Genomic DNA, 13,843 nt, shown 5'->3' on the forward strand with positions numbered 1-13,843 from the left:
GGCTGTAGTGCAAGCTGCGAATTCGCATGATTTGCTTGACGAAAAAAAGTATCTCGTTAGCATGAAAAAGCTATAAGTTTCTCATGGAGCTGACGCCCGAGAAAATAAGGCTATTCCCGATCGTCTTGCTGATGATCATTGGTTGCTTTGGTTTACTCAATTCAAAATCAATTTTACGTTCGCTTCTTTCGCTTGATGTGATTGATACGGCCACCATAACTATTTTTGTACTTATTGCTGCCTCCTCTGGTTATCAGACGCCCATCGTTTCCACACAACGATACAGCGCTTATTCAGATCCATATCCGCAAGCCATTATTTTGACTGCAATTGTTATTGGTTTTGCCACCCAAGCTTTGCTTTGTTCGGTAGCACTTCGCCTCGGTAGAAAATCGCCAATGCTTCGCTACAGAGATCTTGAAAAATAATGGACTTGCAGATTGTTTTCCCCGCACTTATATTCCTGCCTGCATTTTTGGGTTTTGTAGGTTGTGTTTTCCCGAGAATTGTTTTCCCTTTTGGCGTTTTGAGTCTGCTTGGTTTTGCAGCATCAAGCTTTGCTGCACTTCAAGGTGATTTTGCTTATGCATTCACGCTGGTCGGCGAGGGGGGGATTCAATTTTCTATTGATTCTTATGCATTTCCTCTGATATTCGGTAGCTGTATCACTCTACTTATCGTATTTGGTCTTTTTGCGAATCGATTTACTCATTATTTTTACCAAATATGTTTGGTTCTGCTCACCGCGCTATTTATTTCCTTCAATGCCGTTGACCTGGTCAGCTTGTTTATTTCATTAGAGTTACTTGGTTTTTGTGCCTTTCTGCTGGTTGCAGACCGTAATGATAAAAAGTCTTTGTTTAATTCTTTCCAGTATTTGATTGGAGGTGGATTGGCAATGCTCATCTATTTGATTGGCGTTGTGCAAGCTTTCACATACACAGGTAGTTTCTTGTTAGAAGATCTGGTAAATGCTCCTGATACAGCGCTTTGCCTAATTATTGCTGGCTTACTGACTAAATCTGGAGTTTTTCTTTGTGGTTTGTGGGTTCCTAACATTTATTCCCATGCCAACTGTCAGTCTTCCGCAATACTTTCAGGTTGTGTGACCTGTGCTGGAATCGCTCCGATTGCACGGATGAGTCAGATTCTGACTCCAATTAGCGATTCCATGATTGTTATTGGTGTGATCAGTGCTGTTGTTGCAGCCATCTATGCGGTCTTTGAGCGTGAAAGTGGCAGGGCACTTGGCTGGAGTTCTGTCTCTCAATTAGGTATTGCCATCCTATCTCCTTCCTATGGTTGCATTTATGCAATGCAGCATGGTATCTGCAAGGCATTACTATTTTCTACTTTGCGCGATGAAAACGATCATTCGAATAGTCTTTCTAACCTAGATTCAATGCATTTTAATAATCGAAATTCACCAAAAGAACTATTAAGAGTAATCGTTTTTGTTGTTGCCAGTCTATCCATCATGGGATTTCCATTTCTGGCAGGTTTTATCACGAAAACCTGGATTAAATACGATATACCATTTGAAGCAAGGCTTATTTATACAACAGCATCCTTGCTCACTTCAACTGTATATGCTCGTTTGATTTTCGACAGAATTAGTGTCTTTTCTAAGAAACAAAATTTAAACCAAGCTACGCCTTTTGATTTAGTAAATGCTTTTAATGACTTATTTGCAAGGCCTAAAAATTATATACTTATGCTGTCTATAATCTTTCTGGCGTGTTCGTCCCTACTCTTCCCTGAATTGTTAACACTTGGTTCGATCCAGTCAGCAGTTGTTTCTGCAATATTGGGCGGCATTCTGTTTGTGTCAGTTGTTGGTATACAAGCTGATGACTTTGTCAAGCCGGTGACACGAACACTGGATTTGGTTGGTGCACCTTTTCTTGTCGCTGCTCTTTTACTTGCAAATCTCCTTTACTTGAAAATCTAATGACAAATTTCATAAGACTATCTTTAATTCTTTTATTCCGGCTTTCATTGTGGTGCTTGGTGACTGCAAGTTTCCATTCAAATAATATTATAATTGGTTTAATTGTTTGTCTATTAATACCATTCGGTGATTTTAGAAAGCTAAAGCTATCACCATTGATCTCTGAAATCTTGCTTACCTTACGTCTGCCCATCGATATGATTAAAGAAAGTTTTCAGTTGATCTTAATTTCAGATCCTGTCGATGATTTTTCTGAGCAGAGTCTTTCCAGCCGTGCAATAAATGGATCAAGGTATTCAAAATTTCTAGATCTTTTTCGAATGACTTTTACCCCAATGACATTGGTGACTCGTCTTGAGAAGACTCAAATTTGGAGGGTTCACAACGTTATTTCTGCTTCCACCCTGGATTCCCCCCCTCACGAGGTATCCAAGCAATGATTCAATTCAATCCTGTTGGTCTTGAAGTTCTTCAATATATCATTATATATCTGATGTTATTAATCAGTTTAATCCCCGTTTTTGCAATTTCTAGGTCTAAAGACACACCTGAGCGTATTGCCTATGCCTCAAGCTTTGGGCATAAGCTTGCAATGATGATACTACTTTTTGGTGTTTTTAGAGGTGATTGGATGATTGGTTGTATTGGTGCATTCATTCTTATTGTTGGGGATGCCGGCATGCTCATTCTTTCTTTGCTTGAGATGAGGATTTAAGTCATGACACTTTCTATACTTTCATACGCATTTCTGTTTGTTGGCTTGTTCTTTTGGACTTGGGGAACTTTTCCTATTCTGAATCGTGAGCATTCCATCTTCTATAAATTGCACACTCTTACTGTTTCAGACAGTGTTGGTTCACTTTTAATCCTTTTTAGTTTAATAATTCGTTTCCCACAATATTGGCCTTTGTTAGTTGTAACTGCTCTCTCTTTGTCGTTATGGAACACGATTTCCAGTTACATTCTTGGAAATATTTCTGACCGAAGATTATGAACAACGCCATCACCAACACTGCTTTAATTTTCCCATTTGAACTCCTGCTTCCGGTTCTGGGAATTCTTCTCATACGTTCTCAATCACCAATCAACAGCCTTATTTATCGCTCATTCCTTGGAAGTATATCTGCACTTATTTATGCCCTTGTTGGTGCCCCTGATGTCGCATTGACTGAAGTCATGGTTGGTACCCTTTTGTCCTCATTGCTTTACATTGTAACCATTCGTTCTTGTTATTCAATTGTTTTAATCCATGATAAGGGTTCATCTGTTCCTGATTCATTGAAATTAAAGCTAAAAACATTATTTGATGAGTTGCATTTAAATATTGTTTATCAACCTGAGGATCTAAATGGTGAAAATGTCTCGATTCTTGATTGCTTATCTTCCTCTAAACATTCAGGTTCGCCCCATGCCATCATGCATGAGTCAATAATTTATTTTGAGGCAGAAAGCCTTCTATTGGATGTGCAAAATACAGTCAATTTTGATGATTTGAAACTTGACCTATCTTTTTCCACGACTTCATCATTAGCATGACTCCACCATCCAAAACAACAGACTCAAGTCTCTTTCCTCCTTCAAGCCAATCCTTGAAGTCCCTTGTTTACTTGTTGGCCATCACATCAGTGATGTTCATGGTCTTGTTCTCGCGGGATGACACTCTGGGTAGAGATACACAGGCAATCGTTGACTATCTTTCTACTTATACACTAATACCTAATTCGGTTACATCAGTTATATTGGTAACACGTCTTTTCGATACTGTTGGTGAGGTTAGTGTATTTACAATCGCTGGTCTTGGCGTAAAAATCTTGCTGCATGAGGAGGATTCTGAAGAGAGATTTGTTGGGGTTAATGATCAGGCTGTTCGCCTACTTCTCGATATCGCGGCATTATTGAGTTTTTTCTTGGCCATTGATCTTGCCCTCAAGGGTCATTTAACACCCGGTGGTGGCTTTGCATCAGGAGTAGCAGGAGCCACTGCTATCACACTATTGATGATCACTGGAAGGCTTCAAAAAGTTGAAGACTTTTACTTCAAAGCCAATGCACCTGCAATTGAAAAATTTGCTGTTGCTTGCTTCATATTATTAGCGTTGGCTACGTTGTCTTCTTTTTTATATCCTGCTTCAATATTTTCGAATCTTTCACCGGTTTTTTATATCCCAGCTTTGAATATTATCGCTGCTTTGAAAGTTACCTTTGGTGCTTGGTCTATTCTACGTTTATTTGTCATCAAGAGAGGCGTACTCTGATTCCATATGAAATATCCAGGCAAAGATCCGTGGTATTTCGGGGATTACCTGGGTGGCCTTCCTGGTAATTACTATTCTTTGCTACTGAATTGCATAATCATACTGCTTTTAGCTCAAATCGCTTTGAGTACTGAACCATCATTAGACACCAAGGTTGGTAATTTTTATCTTGACTTTGCTTTAAATTTGATCGAGGTTTTCTTTATCACTGATTATGTTGGTAAATTATCAAATACATGGTCTTTATCTGATTATTCTACTTCGGGTCTTGTTGCCTCTTTCTTCCAGAGAGGCGCTCTCATTGATCTTGGCATAGTCTTGGTCTTGGTAACTGAAGTTTTCCCTAACGATTCGTTTGTTGTGATCGGAATATATATTTTGAAATCTTTGCTGTCAATATATTACTCGAGATTTCAACGTGTCTTGAAGCGGGTTCAGTTTATCTTGACCGATTCACCTGGTTATACATTCTTTCCCTTGGTTTTGCTTTCCATTGTTACTTACGTTATGGCGTTTTGTATTTACCTTCTTGAGCGGGATTTTGATTCAGAGCATTTTGGCTCGATCACCCGAGCCCTATGGTTTTCCATTGTCACGTCTACCACGATCGGTTATGGCGATGTAACCCCATCAACAACGCTTGGCAAGTTTGTCGCAATCGGTTTTGGTATTGTAGGAATCGTTTGTGTTGCACTATTAACTGCTAATATTTTAGAATCTAATTCAAGATTCAACGAACTTGGAGAATCTTCTGATGCTTAAGTTTAAATGACTGATTACCCAATCTTAACTTTTGAATCTCTTAACCACGTTCTCGATGTTGGTACGCCCTTCCCTCTCTTTGAATCCTACTTAAATTCATACTCAACCTATATTGATTTTTTGAAGTTTGGTTGGGGAAGTGCACTTGTAGATCCCGATTTTTCGCGAAAGTCGAATCTCTGTAAGCAGCTTAATGTTCGTCCTGTTCTTGGTGGAACGTTCTTTGAGTATATGATTTATCGTCATAGCTTTGACGAATTTTTACGACGAATAGAATCCTTTGGTCTCGATTGTGTTGAGCTTAGTCGTGGAACAATAGATCTTGATGATTCAACTTATTGCTCATATATAAAAAAACTTTCCTCAAATTTCTTTGTAATGAGTGAGGTGGGTCGCAAATCATCTGACCCGGAATTTGAATTAACTCCCCAGCAATGGATTGATCACTGCGAGATTTCAGCCCAATCGGGTGCTTCTCTTATCATTCTTGAATCCAGGGAATCTGGCCGTTCTGGCTATGTTTCAGATGGTGGTCAAGTAGATAGTGTTTTGCTTGAATCGATTACTGCAAGGCTTCCAATTGGTCGCTTTCTGTTTGAAGCTCCCATCAAATCAGTTCAGACTTATCTAATTAAGCGTTACGGACCGCACGTGAACATTGGCAATATCTCTCTTGGTGACCTCGTTGCTGTCGAATCTCTTCGTAGAGGATTACGCTCAGACACGTTATTGGCTGTGTAACGTCTACTTGTTTTCCATTTGCTGATTCGCCCTTGTTTTAATGCCAGCTTAATCGAATTAGCCTACAATCCCCAAAGAGTTCTCTTGTCGTCTTTGTTGCGTGGTTAAGTCTTTTCTGAGATTAATTGTTTCATTTGCATGCGCATCCCTGCTTCTACTTTCTCCTCTCGAGGCCAACGCAGCCAATGATTTTGTGGATGCTATTCAAGGGAGAGGTTACCTTAAAGTAGGCTTGCCCCCTTACAACACTCCTCCTGCCTACTACCTTGAAGAAAACTCAGATGAGCTCCAAGGGTACGATGTTGATTTTGCAAAAACTTTGGCGAGCAAACTCGGCGTAGACATCCAATTTGATCGCTCGTCCACGAGTTTCAATAATCTGGTTGAACGTGTGGGTAATGGTGATTTTGATATCGCAATTGGTAAACTTGGTCTTACATACAATCGGCTTTTTGATGCTTTCCCGATTCAATACTTAAGTTTTCGCCATGCCTTCCTTGCAAATCGAGAATTTGTTGCTTCACTGGGTGTAGATCCAGATGACCCTAGGTTTGGGGAGATACTGAAGAATTCAACTGTAAGGATTGGTTCGATCAAAAACTCAACCTGGGAGACGGAGGCAAAAGCTAATTTCCCAAATGCTACGTTCGTTGGCTATAAAAATTGGCCAGCGGCCAAAAAAGCATTGTTTCAAGAAGACTCTGTGATTGATGCGATCTATCGAGATACCACTGAAATCAAACCAATTGTCTATTCACAACCTGATTTGTCACTTAAGTATGTACCCATCCTTTTTGATGAGTTGATTGATCGTAAGTCCATCTATTTGTCCCAAGATGGAAGGCTTGGCCTGAAAGACTTTATTGACATGACATTGCGCCGAGAGTGGGGAGGAATCAAAACTGACATCAACATTCTGGATGAGTTTCAATCCTTCTATCTCCCCTCTTGACCATGCGTCTTAATTCCTCACTTATTCAAAATCTATTTTCCTCCGTCTTTGCATTCCTGCCGAAGTTGCGAAAACCGCGCAACTTTTTCCTCTATATCTTGCCTTTCTCAATTGTTTTAGGCAGATTTATCCCGTCTTCCTACTCTTCCACGTTAAACGATATCGGTGTTTCGTTGGTACAGCTTATTGCCTTTCCAGCGATTCCATTGGTTTTGTCCGCTGTGATGATTTCTATCGCCAACATCTTTGGCTCTGAAACTCGAAGCAACAGCGACCGTATCCGATTTGGCACAAGGTTTATTGTTTCATTGCTGGCGGCAATTTTATTTGCATCCTCCCTGGCTCTGCTGCTTTCGCTTTATCAAAGTCCAGGCATTCTTTCCCCAAGCGCAAAGTTGTCGATTGGGCGATTCATGCTCGATGTCACCGATATTCGTATTGGTGCCGTTTCTGCTGTTGCCCAAGTGAATGATATTTGGTTTTCCAAGCTTATACCCAGCAACATTTTTGCTGATGCCTCTGACGGCCAAACATTGAAAGTCATCACTGGTTCTGTCATTGCTGGTTTGGCAATTGCACGTCTCAGATCTGAATTCACGCAACCACTTATTACTTTACTCCGAAGCATTAATACCATTTCTGTTCAAGTTTTAAGCATCGTACTGAATCTTGCGCCTCTGGTTCTCATTTGCCTTATCTCTGCTGCGATTTCCACGATCAATGCTGAAATCGTTGTCGCCCTCCTAAATTTCACGATCTGCGTCTTCCTTACTGCAATCGCATCCCTTGGCATCTCAAGACTCGTCTTTCGTCGTTTCACTTCTACGTCTGAACGCTCAGGTATTTCCGTGAATCCAGTGGATTCCGTTTTCCTATTGAGCCTGTCTACGGGAAGCAGCATGACGGCTTATCCCTTGCTTTTCGATACCCTCACTGGCATGGGCCGTGATGAATCTGAAGTTGAGGCTTCAGCTTCACTGAGTTTGTTGATCGCCAGGCTTGGGAATGTTTCCTACAATGTGATAGCCATTCTATTTGCATTGAATCTTTATGACGTGACCATTACTCCATTAAGGGTTGTTGAAGTCATTGCTCTGGGGGCTATCACTGGGATTTCTGCAGCTGGGCTCACAGGGGTGGCGACTGTCCCCACCATTACTGTGGCTCTTCTGTACTTTCAAGTTCCTGCTCCTCCAATTCTCGTTCTTCTGTTGGCGATTGATCCAATTTTGACCCTCCCTCGGGCTGCTACGACCGGTGTTTTGGCAATGGCCATTGCCGTGGTTTCTTCTTACAAATCTCCTTCTCAGAAAGTTTTCAAAGATGCTGCAACTGCCGTCTGACTTTCCTCGAAGATTGTTTCTCTCTCGGTACAGAAAATTAGTTCATTTGCTTTCTGGGAGCATTCGGTCTGTTGCATTAAATATTCTCTGCGTTCTTCTTCTTTGCTTCGCATCGACGTCGTGCTCCTTTAATTCGGAACCGCCGAGAAGTCTTGTGATTGAAGCTCTGCAGGCGCAAATTGCTGTCACCCAATCATCAATCTCAGAGAGCCTTGGTCTCAATCCAACGATCAAGGTCCCTGCGGTTAGCCGTGTGCGTGTCGATCATCAAGAAACACTTAAAGTGGATGGTCAACGCTTCATCCACCTTGAAGGAAGCTTTGATTGGCAACTCCCCCAAGATCCTGTGCGGGTTGATAGCTCTTTTGAACTTTTCCTCTTAAGGGGGCAGCGCGGTGAGGGTTGGACCCTTGCACGGCCTGTTGCTGGCGAGGCGGATGATCTCCAGAGTTGGCTTCTGTACCCCCTTGGGTTACCTCAAGCTTGATTTCTTTTCACGTGCTGAGAGGCTGATCAGGGTGGCGGCCAGTACCAACATCCCGCCACCCACCTGCCAGGCATTGATTGATTCAGCAAACCAAAGCCAGCCCCAGCCAGCGGCAAAGACCACCTGCACGTAGTTGATCGATGTGGCTCGGGCGGCGGGCAGGCAGCGCAGGCCCTCGGTCACCCAGATCTGGCCCAGCTGGGTCATCACCCCGACCCCCAGGAGCCAGAACCATTCGATGCCTTGGGGCCAGACCCCTTGCTGCAGCACCCAGGGCAGGGTCAGGGGAACCGAGATCATCGGGAAATAGAGGATGATTACCAAGGAGTGCTCGGTTTGCGACAAACGCCGCACACTCACGTAGGCCAGGGCGGTCATCAGAGCGCCACTAATGCCGATCAGCGCAGGGATCAGTTGCTCAGGTTGCGCTGTTCCCGTGAGCCACTGCGGTTGCACCACCAGAGTGACTCCGATCCAGCCCAGCAGAACCGCTGCACTGATGCGTCGGCGCAGGGGCTCGCCCAGCAGCAATAGCGCTGCCACGGCGGTGAAGGTGGGGTAGGTGTACTGGAGCACCGTCGCTGAAGCGAGCGGCAGCTGGTCAATCGCTTCGAAGAAGCAGAGCAGGGCCAAGCTGCCCAGCACCCCCCGCACCACCAGCAGCCCCCGTCGCTGGCCCCATGGGTAGACCCCGGCCAGGCGCAGGCCCACAGCGGTCAGAACGATGCTGATCAGGGCCCGGCACAGCACGATTTCTGCCACCGGAACCCGACTGTTCAGTTGCTTGACGCAGACCGTCATCAGGCTGAAGGCCAGGGAACTCAGGATTAGGGCACGGCTTCCCCGCACCGAGTCCCGGTTCCACCAGGGTTGTGGGGTCTGCGGTTCGGCCATGTCTGTTCTGATGACGGGGTGCGCGGAACCCTGCGACTTCGCAGAATGGACCGATGGTGAACGCTCGCCTGCACCCAAGAACGATCGAGGCCGTTAAGGAACGGGCCGACATCGTTGATGTGGTGGGCGAGCACGTGGTGCTCAAGAAGAAGGGACGGGAATTCGTCGGGATCTGTCCGTTCCATGACGACAGCAAACCGTCGATGACGGTGTCTCCTGCCAAGCAGTTCTACTACTGCTTCTCCTGTGGTGCTGGCGGCAACTCCATCAAGTTCCTGATGGAGTTTCAGCGCCAGAGTTTCAGCGATGTTGTGCTGGATCTGGCCCGGCGTTATCAGCTGCCGATCGAGACGGTGGATGGTCCGCAGCAGGAACGGCTGCGGCAACAGTTGTCCCGCAGGGACAAGCTGCAGCGTGCCCTGGCGCTGGCTGCCGGTTGGTTTCGCAGCCAGTTGATGGCGCCTGCTGGTGCAGAGGCCCTCAAGTACCTCAGTGAGGCCCGAGAGTTGAGTCCCGCCACCCAGGAAACCTTCCAACTCGGCTATGCGCCGGATCAGTGGGATGGTCTGCTCAAGCATCTTCAACAAGTTGAGGGGCTGGCGCCTGAGCTTCTCGAGGCTGCTGGTCTGGTGGTTCCCCGCAAAGGCGGCAACGGGTTCTATGACCGCTTCCGCCATCGGGTCATGGTGCCGATCCATGACCGTCAGGGCCGGGTGATCGGTTTCGGGGGACGCAGCCTTGATGGCAGCGAACCGAAATACCTCAACTCCCCCGAGACCGAAGTGTTCGAGAAGGGGAAGCATCTGTTCGGTCTCGACAAGGCCTCCAATGCCATCCGCAAGGACGACAGGGCAGTGGTGGTGGAGGGCTATTTCGATGTAATTGCCCTGCATGCCGCCGGTATTACCAACGCTGTGGCCTCCCTCGGCACGGCCCTGAGCAGTCAGCAGATCACCCAGTTGTGCCGCGTTAGCGACAGCAAGCGGATCGTTCTGAATTTCGACGCCGACGGCGCCGGTGTCCGTGCAGCCAATCGGGCCATCGGCGAGGTGGAGCAGCTGGCGATGCAGGGCCAGCTGGAGCTTCGGGTTCTGCACCTTCCTTCAGGCAAGGACCCCGATGAGTTCCTCAAGCAGAACGGGGCTGGCGATTACCGCGCTCTGCTCGATCAGGCCCCCCTCTGGCTGGATTGGCAGATCGAGCAGGTGCTGGCGGAGCGCGATCTCAGCCGGGCCGACCAGTTCCAACAGGCGGTCACTGCCCTGGTGGGGCTGCTGGGCAAATTGCCCCAGTCCGCTGTGCGCACCCACTACCTCCAACGGGTGGCGGAGCGCCTCAGTGGCGGCCAGGGACGCCTGGCGCTTCAGCTCGAGGATGACCTGCGGCAGCAGGTGAAGGGCCAGCGTTGGCATGGGCGCTCCAGCCGTCATGAGCAGCCCGGTGAATCCGGACAGCGTGAGCGCTGTGAGGCCGATCTGCTGCGGCTGTATCTGCATTGCCCCCGGCATCGGGCCACGATCCGCCAGGAACTGCGCAAACGCGAACTGGAGGATTTCGCCATTCCCCATCACCGCCATCTGTGGGCGGCCATTACGGATCTCGAGGAGACCAACCTGGGTGAGGGGCGCATGGAGTCGATCAGCCGTTGCGACGACGACGGCGAGGGTCTGGATCTCATCGATCTGCCCCGCTTGCTCACCGATCAGCTTCTGCTGGAGAGCAGTGCGCTGGTGTCCCGCCTGACGCCCCTTTTGGAGCCAGGTGAATTGCAGCGTGTTGCCCTAGCGGAGCCCCTGGAGCAGCTGCGGGGCATTGCTGCCCTGCTGGAGCGTCAGAAAAGTTTGAAGCGCTGCCGGCACCTGTTGGAGGCCTGGGGCGGCCAGCGTCTGCAAACCCTCGAATCCTGCATCGCTGTTCTGATTGATCAGGAGGCTTCGTCAGATCAGGCCTCCGTGGACATGGAGGTGCGGATTCAGGCCCTCTTCGATGACCTCAACCGTGATGCGCTGCGCTACCAGGAGCTTTATTACGCCGAGCGAAAACACATCGGCCATCTGGATCAGCAACGTTGCGCCAGTTACACCGTTCCCCCGGCCGCCTGAGCTATTGGCCGGTGGTCGGGGCAAACTGCATCAGGATCTGTTCCTCGAGTTGAAGATGTCTGAATTCTTCGAAGCGATCTGGCACGGCGAGGGCGTCGGCGATGGCGGTGATCTGGAGGAAGCGCTGCAGGCCTACGTCGCGGTGAAGCCGGAGGAGGGGGATTGGGTTGAGGCTTGCGCCGCCGAGGGGGCCGACCCCGTGATCGAACGCTTCGCTTCGTTTGACGTCTATCTCGACAATGCTGATCCGCTTGAGCGCATTGCCGTCACCCCGCAGATGATCAGCGAAGCCCTTGCGTTGTTGCCGTCCTGATGACCGATTCGCAGCTGGATTTCGCCGCGCTCGATCCGGTCAACCACCTCTGGCCGGCCTTCGTGGAGCGTCTGGGCTCTGACAAAGCCCAGCGGGCTGTCCGCCAGGCGCTGGATCTGCAGGGCATGCGGGGGCATCAAGGCACCCTGCCGGTGCTGTTCACCGAAACCGGTGGCTTGGCGCTGGCCAGCGCCGATCTGGTGCGGGAGCAGACGGGTCTCAATGCCCACGGCGAGCGGATGGTCTTGCTGCTCAGCACCCGTGAACAGGTCATCCAGTTGCTGCAGGAGGCCTGAGGCCTGGCTCAACGCTATGGCTCAGGCCTTCACCACCGGTAGATCCTGCAGACGGGTGGTGGCGGCGCGGCTGAGTTGCTCACGCCGCATCAGCCAGCTGGGCTGCAGTCCGCAACCGGCCCATTGCAGGGTTCCACGCCCGTAACGCCGATTGATCCGGTCGATGGTCTGCATCAGGCACTCCCGTTTCTGCTGCTGCTCCTCACTCATCGGCACCATCAGATGGGTCTGCAGGATGTTGTGGCTCTGCAGGTGCTGCGTCAGCACGCCGGCCTTGGCCAATTGACGGTGGGGCCGGAAGATCCGTGCCACCAAGGGGCGTGCCGCTTGCAGCAGCACAGCTGTGTCATTGCTCGGTAGGTCTAGCTGCGTGCTGGCCGCTTGGCTGTAAAACCCAGGAGCAAACGGGCTGGTGCGGGTGTAGATGGTGAGGGCCGCTGCCCGTTGCCGTTGCTTGCGCAATTTCTCGGCGGCGCGCACCACATAGGTGGCGATGGCCTGGTGCAGCTCCTCCTGGCTGGTGATGGGGCGGCTGAAACTGCGGCTCACGCAGGTTTCCTGCTTCGGTGCTGGTGCCAGCTCCAGCGGCAGGCAGGCATGGCCTCGCAGCTCCCGTTGCAGCCGCAGACCCACCACGCCGCATTTGGCGCGCAGTTCACCACTCGGCATGTCCCGGAGATGTCGTGCGTTGCTGATGCCCCGCAGGCGGCACCAATGGGCCAATTGGCGACCGATTCCCCAGACATCTTCAATCGCAATGGTTTCCAGCCAGCGATCGGGGTTGTCGCACTGTCCGAGGTCGAACATTCCGGCATGGTCCGGGGCCTGTTTGGCCAGGCGATTGGCCAGCTTGGCCTGCGCCTTGCTGGCCCCTAGGCCGATGGCGATCGGAAGGCCGAGGTTCTGCCGTGCCCGTGCCCTCAGCTGGCGTGCCCAACCCTGCAGGTCGCCATTGCGGGGACGACGAATCCTCCCGAAGGCCTCGTCAATCGAATACACCTCCAGCTCTTCACAGTGGGCCTCCAGCAGGCTCATCATCCGCTGGCTCATGTCGGCATAGAGGGCGTAGTTCGAACTGCGCACCACCACGTTGTGCCGTTCAAGCTCCCTGCGCGCCTTGAAGTACGGCGTTCCCATGCGGATGCCGAGGGCACGGGCTTCGGCACTGCGCGCAACGATGCAGCCGTCGTTGTTGGACAGCACCACCACGGGCTGACCGATCAGAGCCGGATCCAGGCTCTGTTCGCAGGAGGCGTAGAAGTTGTTTCCATCGATCAGGGCCGTGGCCTGAGGCATGGCGATGTCGCTTCAGAGCGGATGGATCACGTGGATGGCGACGCCCCAGATCTGCACTTCGCCGCAGCGGTGAAGCTCCAGTGGCGGATAGTCCGGATGGGCGGCTTCCAGGCGCAACCGGCCGCGATGATGCATCAGGCGTTTGAGGGTGAAGGCACCGTCGAGCACAGCCACAACCACCTGGCCCGGGCGCGGGTCGAGGCTGCGATCGACCACCAGAAGATCGCCGTCGTGGATGCCGGCGTCGGTCATCGATTCGCCGCTCACATGCAGGAAAAAGGTGCTGGTGGGATGCCGGATCAGCTGTTCATTGAGGTCGATCCCCACGTCGACGTAGTCATCGGCTGGGGACGGGAAGCCAGCGGCGACGCGTTCCCCAGCCAGGGGCAGCGTGAGCCGACTGCGCTTGGGCTGCAGGGGAAGCGGTCTGTGTTGGAGCTCCACGGCAGCA

18 protein-coding genes are annotated in these 13,843 nt (G+C 49.9%); 15 read left to right on the plus strand and 3 right to left on the minus strand.

Features of this window, described 5'->3' with window-relative positions; genetic code table 11:
* The first annotated feature begins 83 nt into the window (after nucleotides 1–83).
* The 12 genes from SYNCC9605_RS13815 to SYNCC9605_RS13840 all read left to right on the plus strand — a co-directional run bounded on the left by SYNCC9605_RS13815 (nucleotide 84) and on the right by SYNCC9605_RS13840 (nucleotide 8,491).
* Nucleotides 84–428 (plus strand): cation:proton antiporter subunit C, encoded by a 345-nt coding sequence (locus SYNCC9605_RS13815; RefSeq protein ID WP_011364138.1) that lies wholly within the window; start codon nucleotides 84–86, stop codon nucleotides 426–428.
* Nucleotides 428–1,951 (plus strand): proton-conducting transporter membrane subunit, encoded by a 1,524-nt coding sequence (locus tag SYNCC9605_RS05845; protein ID WP_011364139.1) that lies wholly within the window; start codon nucleotides 428–430, stop codon nucleotides 1,949–1,951. The genes SYNCC9605_RS13815 and SYNCC9605_RS05845 overlap by 1 nt, the downstream gene beginning before the upstream one ends.
* 59 nt (nucleotides 1,952–2,010) lie before the next feature.
* Entirely contained in the window at nucleotides 2,011–2,391 is a 381-nt protein-coding gene (locus SYNCC9605_RS14625; protein WP_156783023.1) for a hypothetical protein, read from the plus strand.
* Nucleotides 2,388–2,666, plus strand: a complete 279-nt coding sequence (locus SYNCC9605_RS05850; RefSeq protein ID WP_011364141.1) for a hypothetical protein — start codon at nucleotides 2,388–2,390, stop codon at nucleotides 2,664–2,666. Before SYNCC9605_RS14625 ends, SYNCC9605_RS05850 begins: the two co-directional genes overlap by 4 nt.
* A 3-nt stretch (nucleotides 2,667–2,669) precedes the next feature.
* Entirely contained in the window at nucleotides 2,670–2,945 is a 276-nt protein-coding gene (locus SYNCC9605_RS13820) for a monovalent cation/H(+) antiporter subunit G (protein ID WP_011364142.1), read from the plus strand.
* Entirely contained in the window at nucleotides 2,942–3,487 is a 546-nt protein-coding gene (locus tag SYNCC9605_RS13825) for a DUF4040 domain-containing protein (RefSeq protein ID WP_011364143.1), read from the plus strand. Before SYNCC9605_RS13820 ends, SYNCC9605_RS13825 begins: the two co-directional genes overlap by 4 nt.
* Entirely contained in the window at nucleotides 3,484–4,206 is a 723-nt protein-coding gene (locus SYNCC9605_RS05855; RefSeq protein WP_011364144.1) for a Na(+)/H(+) antiporter subunit B, read from the plus strand. Before SYNCC9605_RS13825 ends, SYNCC9605_RS05855 begins: the two co-directional genes overlap by 4 nt.
* A gap of 6 nt (nucleotides 4,207–4,212) precedes the next feature.
* Nucleotides 4,213–4,968, plus strand: coding sequence for a potassium channel family protein (locus SYNCC9605_RS13830; protein ID WP_011364145.1), 756 nt, complete (start codon nucleotides 4,213–4,215; stop codon nucleotides 4,966–4,968).
* A 6-nt stretch (nucleotides 4,969–4,974) separates the two neighbouring features.
* Entirely contained in the window at nucleotides 4,975–5,709 is a 735-nt protein-coding gene (locus SYNCC9605_RS13835; protein ID WP_011364146.1) for a phosphosulfolactate synthase, read from the plus strand.
* 100 nt (nucleotides 5,710–5,809) lie between these two features.
* Entirely contained in the window at nucleotides 5,810–6,661 is an 852-nt protein-coding gene (locus tag SYNCC9605_RS13440) for a substrate-binding periplasmic protein (protein ID WP_011364147.1), read from the plus strand.
* 2 nt (nucleotides 6,662–6,663) lie between these two features.
* Nucleotides 6,664–8,004: a dicarboxylate/amino acid:cation symporter gene (locus tag SYNCC9605_RS05865; RefSeq protein ID WP_041434673.1), complete on the plus strand. Its 1,341-nt coding sequence runs from the start codon at nucleotides 6,664–6,666 to the stop codon at nucleotides 8,002–8,004.
* 154 nt (nucleotides 8,005–8,158) lie between these two features.
* Nucleotides 8,159–8,491: a hypothetical protein gene (locus tag SYNCC9605_RS13840; protein WP_011364149.1), complete on the plus strand. Its 333-nt coding sequence runs from the start codon at nucleotides 8,159–8,161 to the stop codon at nucleotides 8,489–8,491.
* Here the strand turns inward: SYNCC9605_RS13840 and SYNCC9605_RS05870 are convergent.
* The gene (locus tag SYNCC9605_RS05870) at nucleotides 8,477–9,385 is read right to left on the minus strand and encodes a DMT family transporter (RefSeq protein ID WP_011364150.1); all 909 of its coding nucleotides are present in this window, start codon (nucleotides 9,383–9,385) and stop codon (nucleotides 8,477–8,479) included. The genes SYNCC9605_RS13840 and SYNCC9605_RS05870 overlap by 15 nt on opposite strands.
* Before the next feature lie 53 nt (nucleotides 9,386–9,438).
* On the opposite strand from SYNCC9605_RS05870, the gene dnaG reads away from it, so the two are divergent.
* From dnaG to SYNCC9605_RS05885, 3 genes are read left to right on the plus strand one after another with little or no spacing between them, the layout of a single operon-like run.
* Nucleotides 9,439–11,487 carry a DNA primase gene (gene dnaG / locus SYNCC9605_RS05875; RefSeq protein WP_011364151.1) on the plus strand — a complete coding sequence of 683 codons (2,049 nt, stop codon included), beginning with the start codon at nucleotides 9,439–9,441 and terminating at the stop codon, nucleotides 11,485–11,487.
* 55 nt (nucleotides 11,488–11,542) lie between these two features.
* Nucleotides 11,543–11,800 (plus strand): hypothetical protein, encoded by a 258-nt coding sequence (locus SYNCC9605_RS05880; RefSeq protein WP_011364152.1) that lies wholly within the window; start codon nucleotides 11,543–11,545, stop codon nucleotides 11,798–11,800.
* A complete protein-coding gene (locus SYNCC9605_RS05885) occupies nucleotides 11,800–12,096 on the plus strand; it encodes a hypothetical protein (RefSeq protein ID WP_011364153.1) in 297 nt (98 codons plus the stop codon). The genes SYNCC9605_RS05880 and SYNCC9605_RS05885 overlap by 1 nt, the downstream gene beginning before the upstream one ends.
* 21 nt (nucleotides 12,097–12,117) lie before the next feature.
* Here the strand turns inward: SYNCC9605_RS05885 and SYNCC9605_RS05890 are convergent, their stop codons facing one another.
* A complete protein-coding gene (locus tag SYNCC9605_RS05890; protein WP_011364154.1) occupies nucleotides 12,118–13,392 on the minus strand; it encodes a Y-family DNA polymerase in 1,275 nt (424 codons plus the stop codon).
* Nucleotides 13,393–13,404: 12 nt separating this feature from the next.
* A complete protein-coding gene (locus tag SYNCC9605_RS05895; RefSeq protein WP_011364155.1) occupies nucleotides 13,405–13,836 on the minus strand; it encodes a LexA family protein in 432 nt (143 codons plus the stop codon).
* Nucleotides 13,837–13,843 lie beyond the last annotated feature (7 nt).

Source organism: Synechococcus sp. CC9605 (assembly GCF_000012625.1).
Lineage (GTDB): Bacteria > Cyanobacteriota > Cyanobacteriia > PCC-6307 > Cyanobiaceae > Parasynechococcus.

What these genes read in the sequence shown, in the direction of transcription:
- SYNCC9605_RS13815 (WP_011364138.1), top strand. Translation starts at nt 84, where the DNA reads ATGGAGCTGACGCCCGAGAAAATAAGGCTATTCCCGATCGTCTTGCTG.
- SYNCC9605_RS05845 (WP_011364139.1), top strand. Translation starts at nt 428, where the DNA reads ATGGACTTGCAGATTGTTTTCCCCGCACTTATATTCCTGCCTGCATTT.
- SYNCC9605_RS05850 (WP_011364141.1), top strand. Translation starts at nt 2,388, where the DNA reads ATGATTCAATTCAATCCTGTTGGTCTTGAAGTTCTTCAATATATCATT.
- SYNCC9605_RS13820 (WP_011364142.1), top strand. Translation starts at nt 2,670, where the DNA reads ATGACACTTTCTATACTTTCATACGCATTTCTGTTTGTTGGCTTGTTC.
- SYNCC9605_RS13825 (WP_011364143.1), top strand. Translation starts at nt 2,942, where the DNA reads ATGAACAACGCCATCACCAACACTGCTTTAATTTTCCCATTTGAACTC.
- SYNCC9605_RS05855 (WP_011364144.1), top strand. Translation starts at nt 3,484, where the DNA reads ATGACTCCACCATCCAAAACAACAGACTCAAGTCTCTTTCCTCCTTCA.
- SYNCC9605_RS13830 (WP_011364145.1), top strand. Translation starts at nt 4,213, where the DNA reads ATGAAATATCCAGGCAAAGATCCGTGGTATTTCGGGGATTACCTGGGT.
- SYNCC9605_RS13835 (WP_011364146.1), top strand. Translation starts at nt 4,975, where the DNA reads ATGACTGATTACCCAATCTTAACTTTTGAATCTCTTAACCACGTTCTC.
- SYNCC9605_RS05865 (WP_041434673.1), top strand. Translation starts at nt 6,664, where the DNA reads ATGCGTCTTAATTCCTCACTTATTCAAAATCTATTTTCCTCCGTCTTT.
- SYNCC9605_RS05870 (WP_011364150.1), bottom strand. Translation starts at nt 9,385, where the DNA reads ATGGCCGAACCGCAGACCCCACAACCCTGGTGGAACCGGGACTCGGTG.
- dnaG (WP_011364151.1), top strand. Translation starts at nt 9,439, where the DNA reads ATGGTGAACGCTCGCCTGCACCCAAGAACGATCGAGGCCGTTAAGGAA.
- SYNCC9605_RS05880 (WP_011364152.1), top strand. Translation starts at nt 11,543, where the DNA reads ATGTCTGAATTCTTCGAAGCGATCTGGCACGGCGAGGGCGTCGGCGAT.
- SYNCC9605_RS05885 (WP_011364153.1), top strand. Translation starts at nt 11,800, where the DNA reads ATGACCGATTCGCAGCTGGATTTCGCCGCGCTCGATCCGGTCAACCAC.
- SYNCC9605_RS05890 (WP_011364154.1), bottom strand. Translation starts at nt 13,392, where the DNA reads ATGCCTCAGGCCACGGCCCTGATCGATGGAAACAACTTCTACGCCTCC.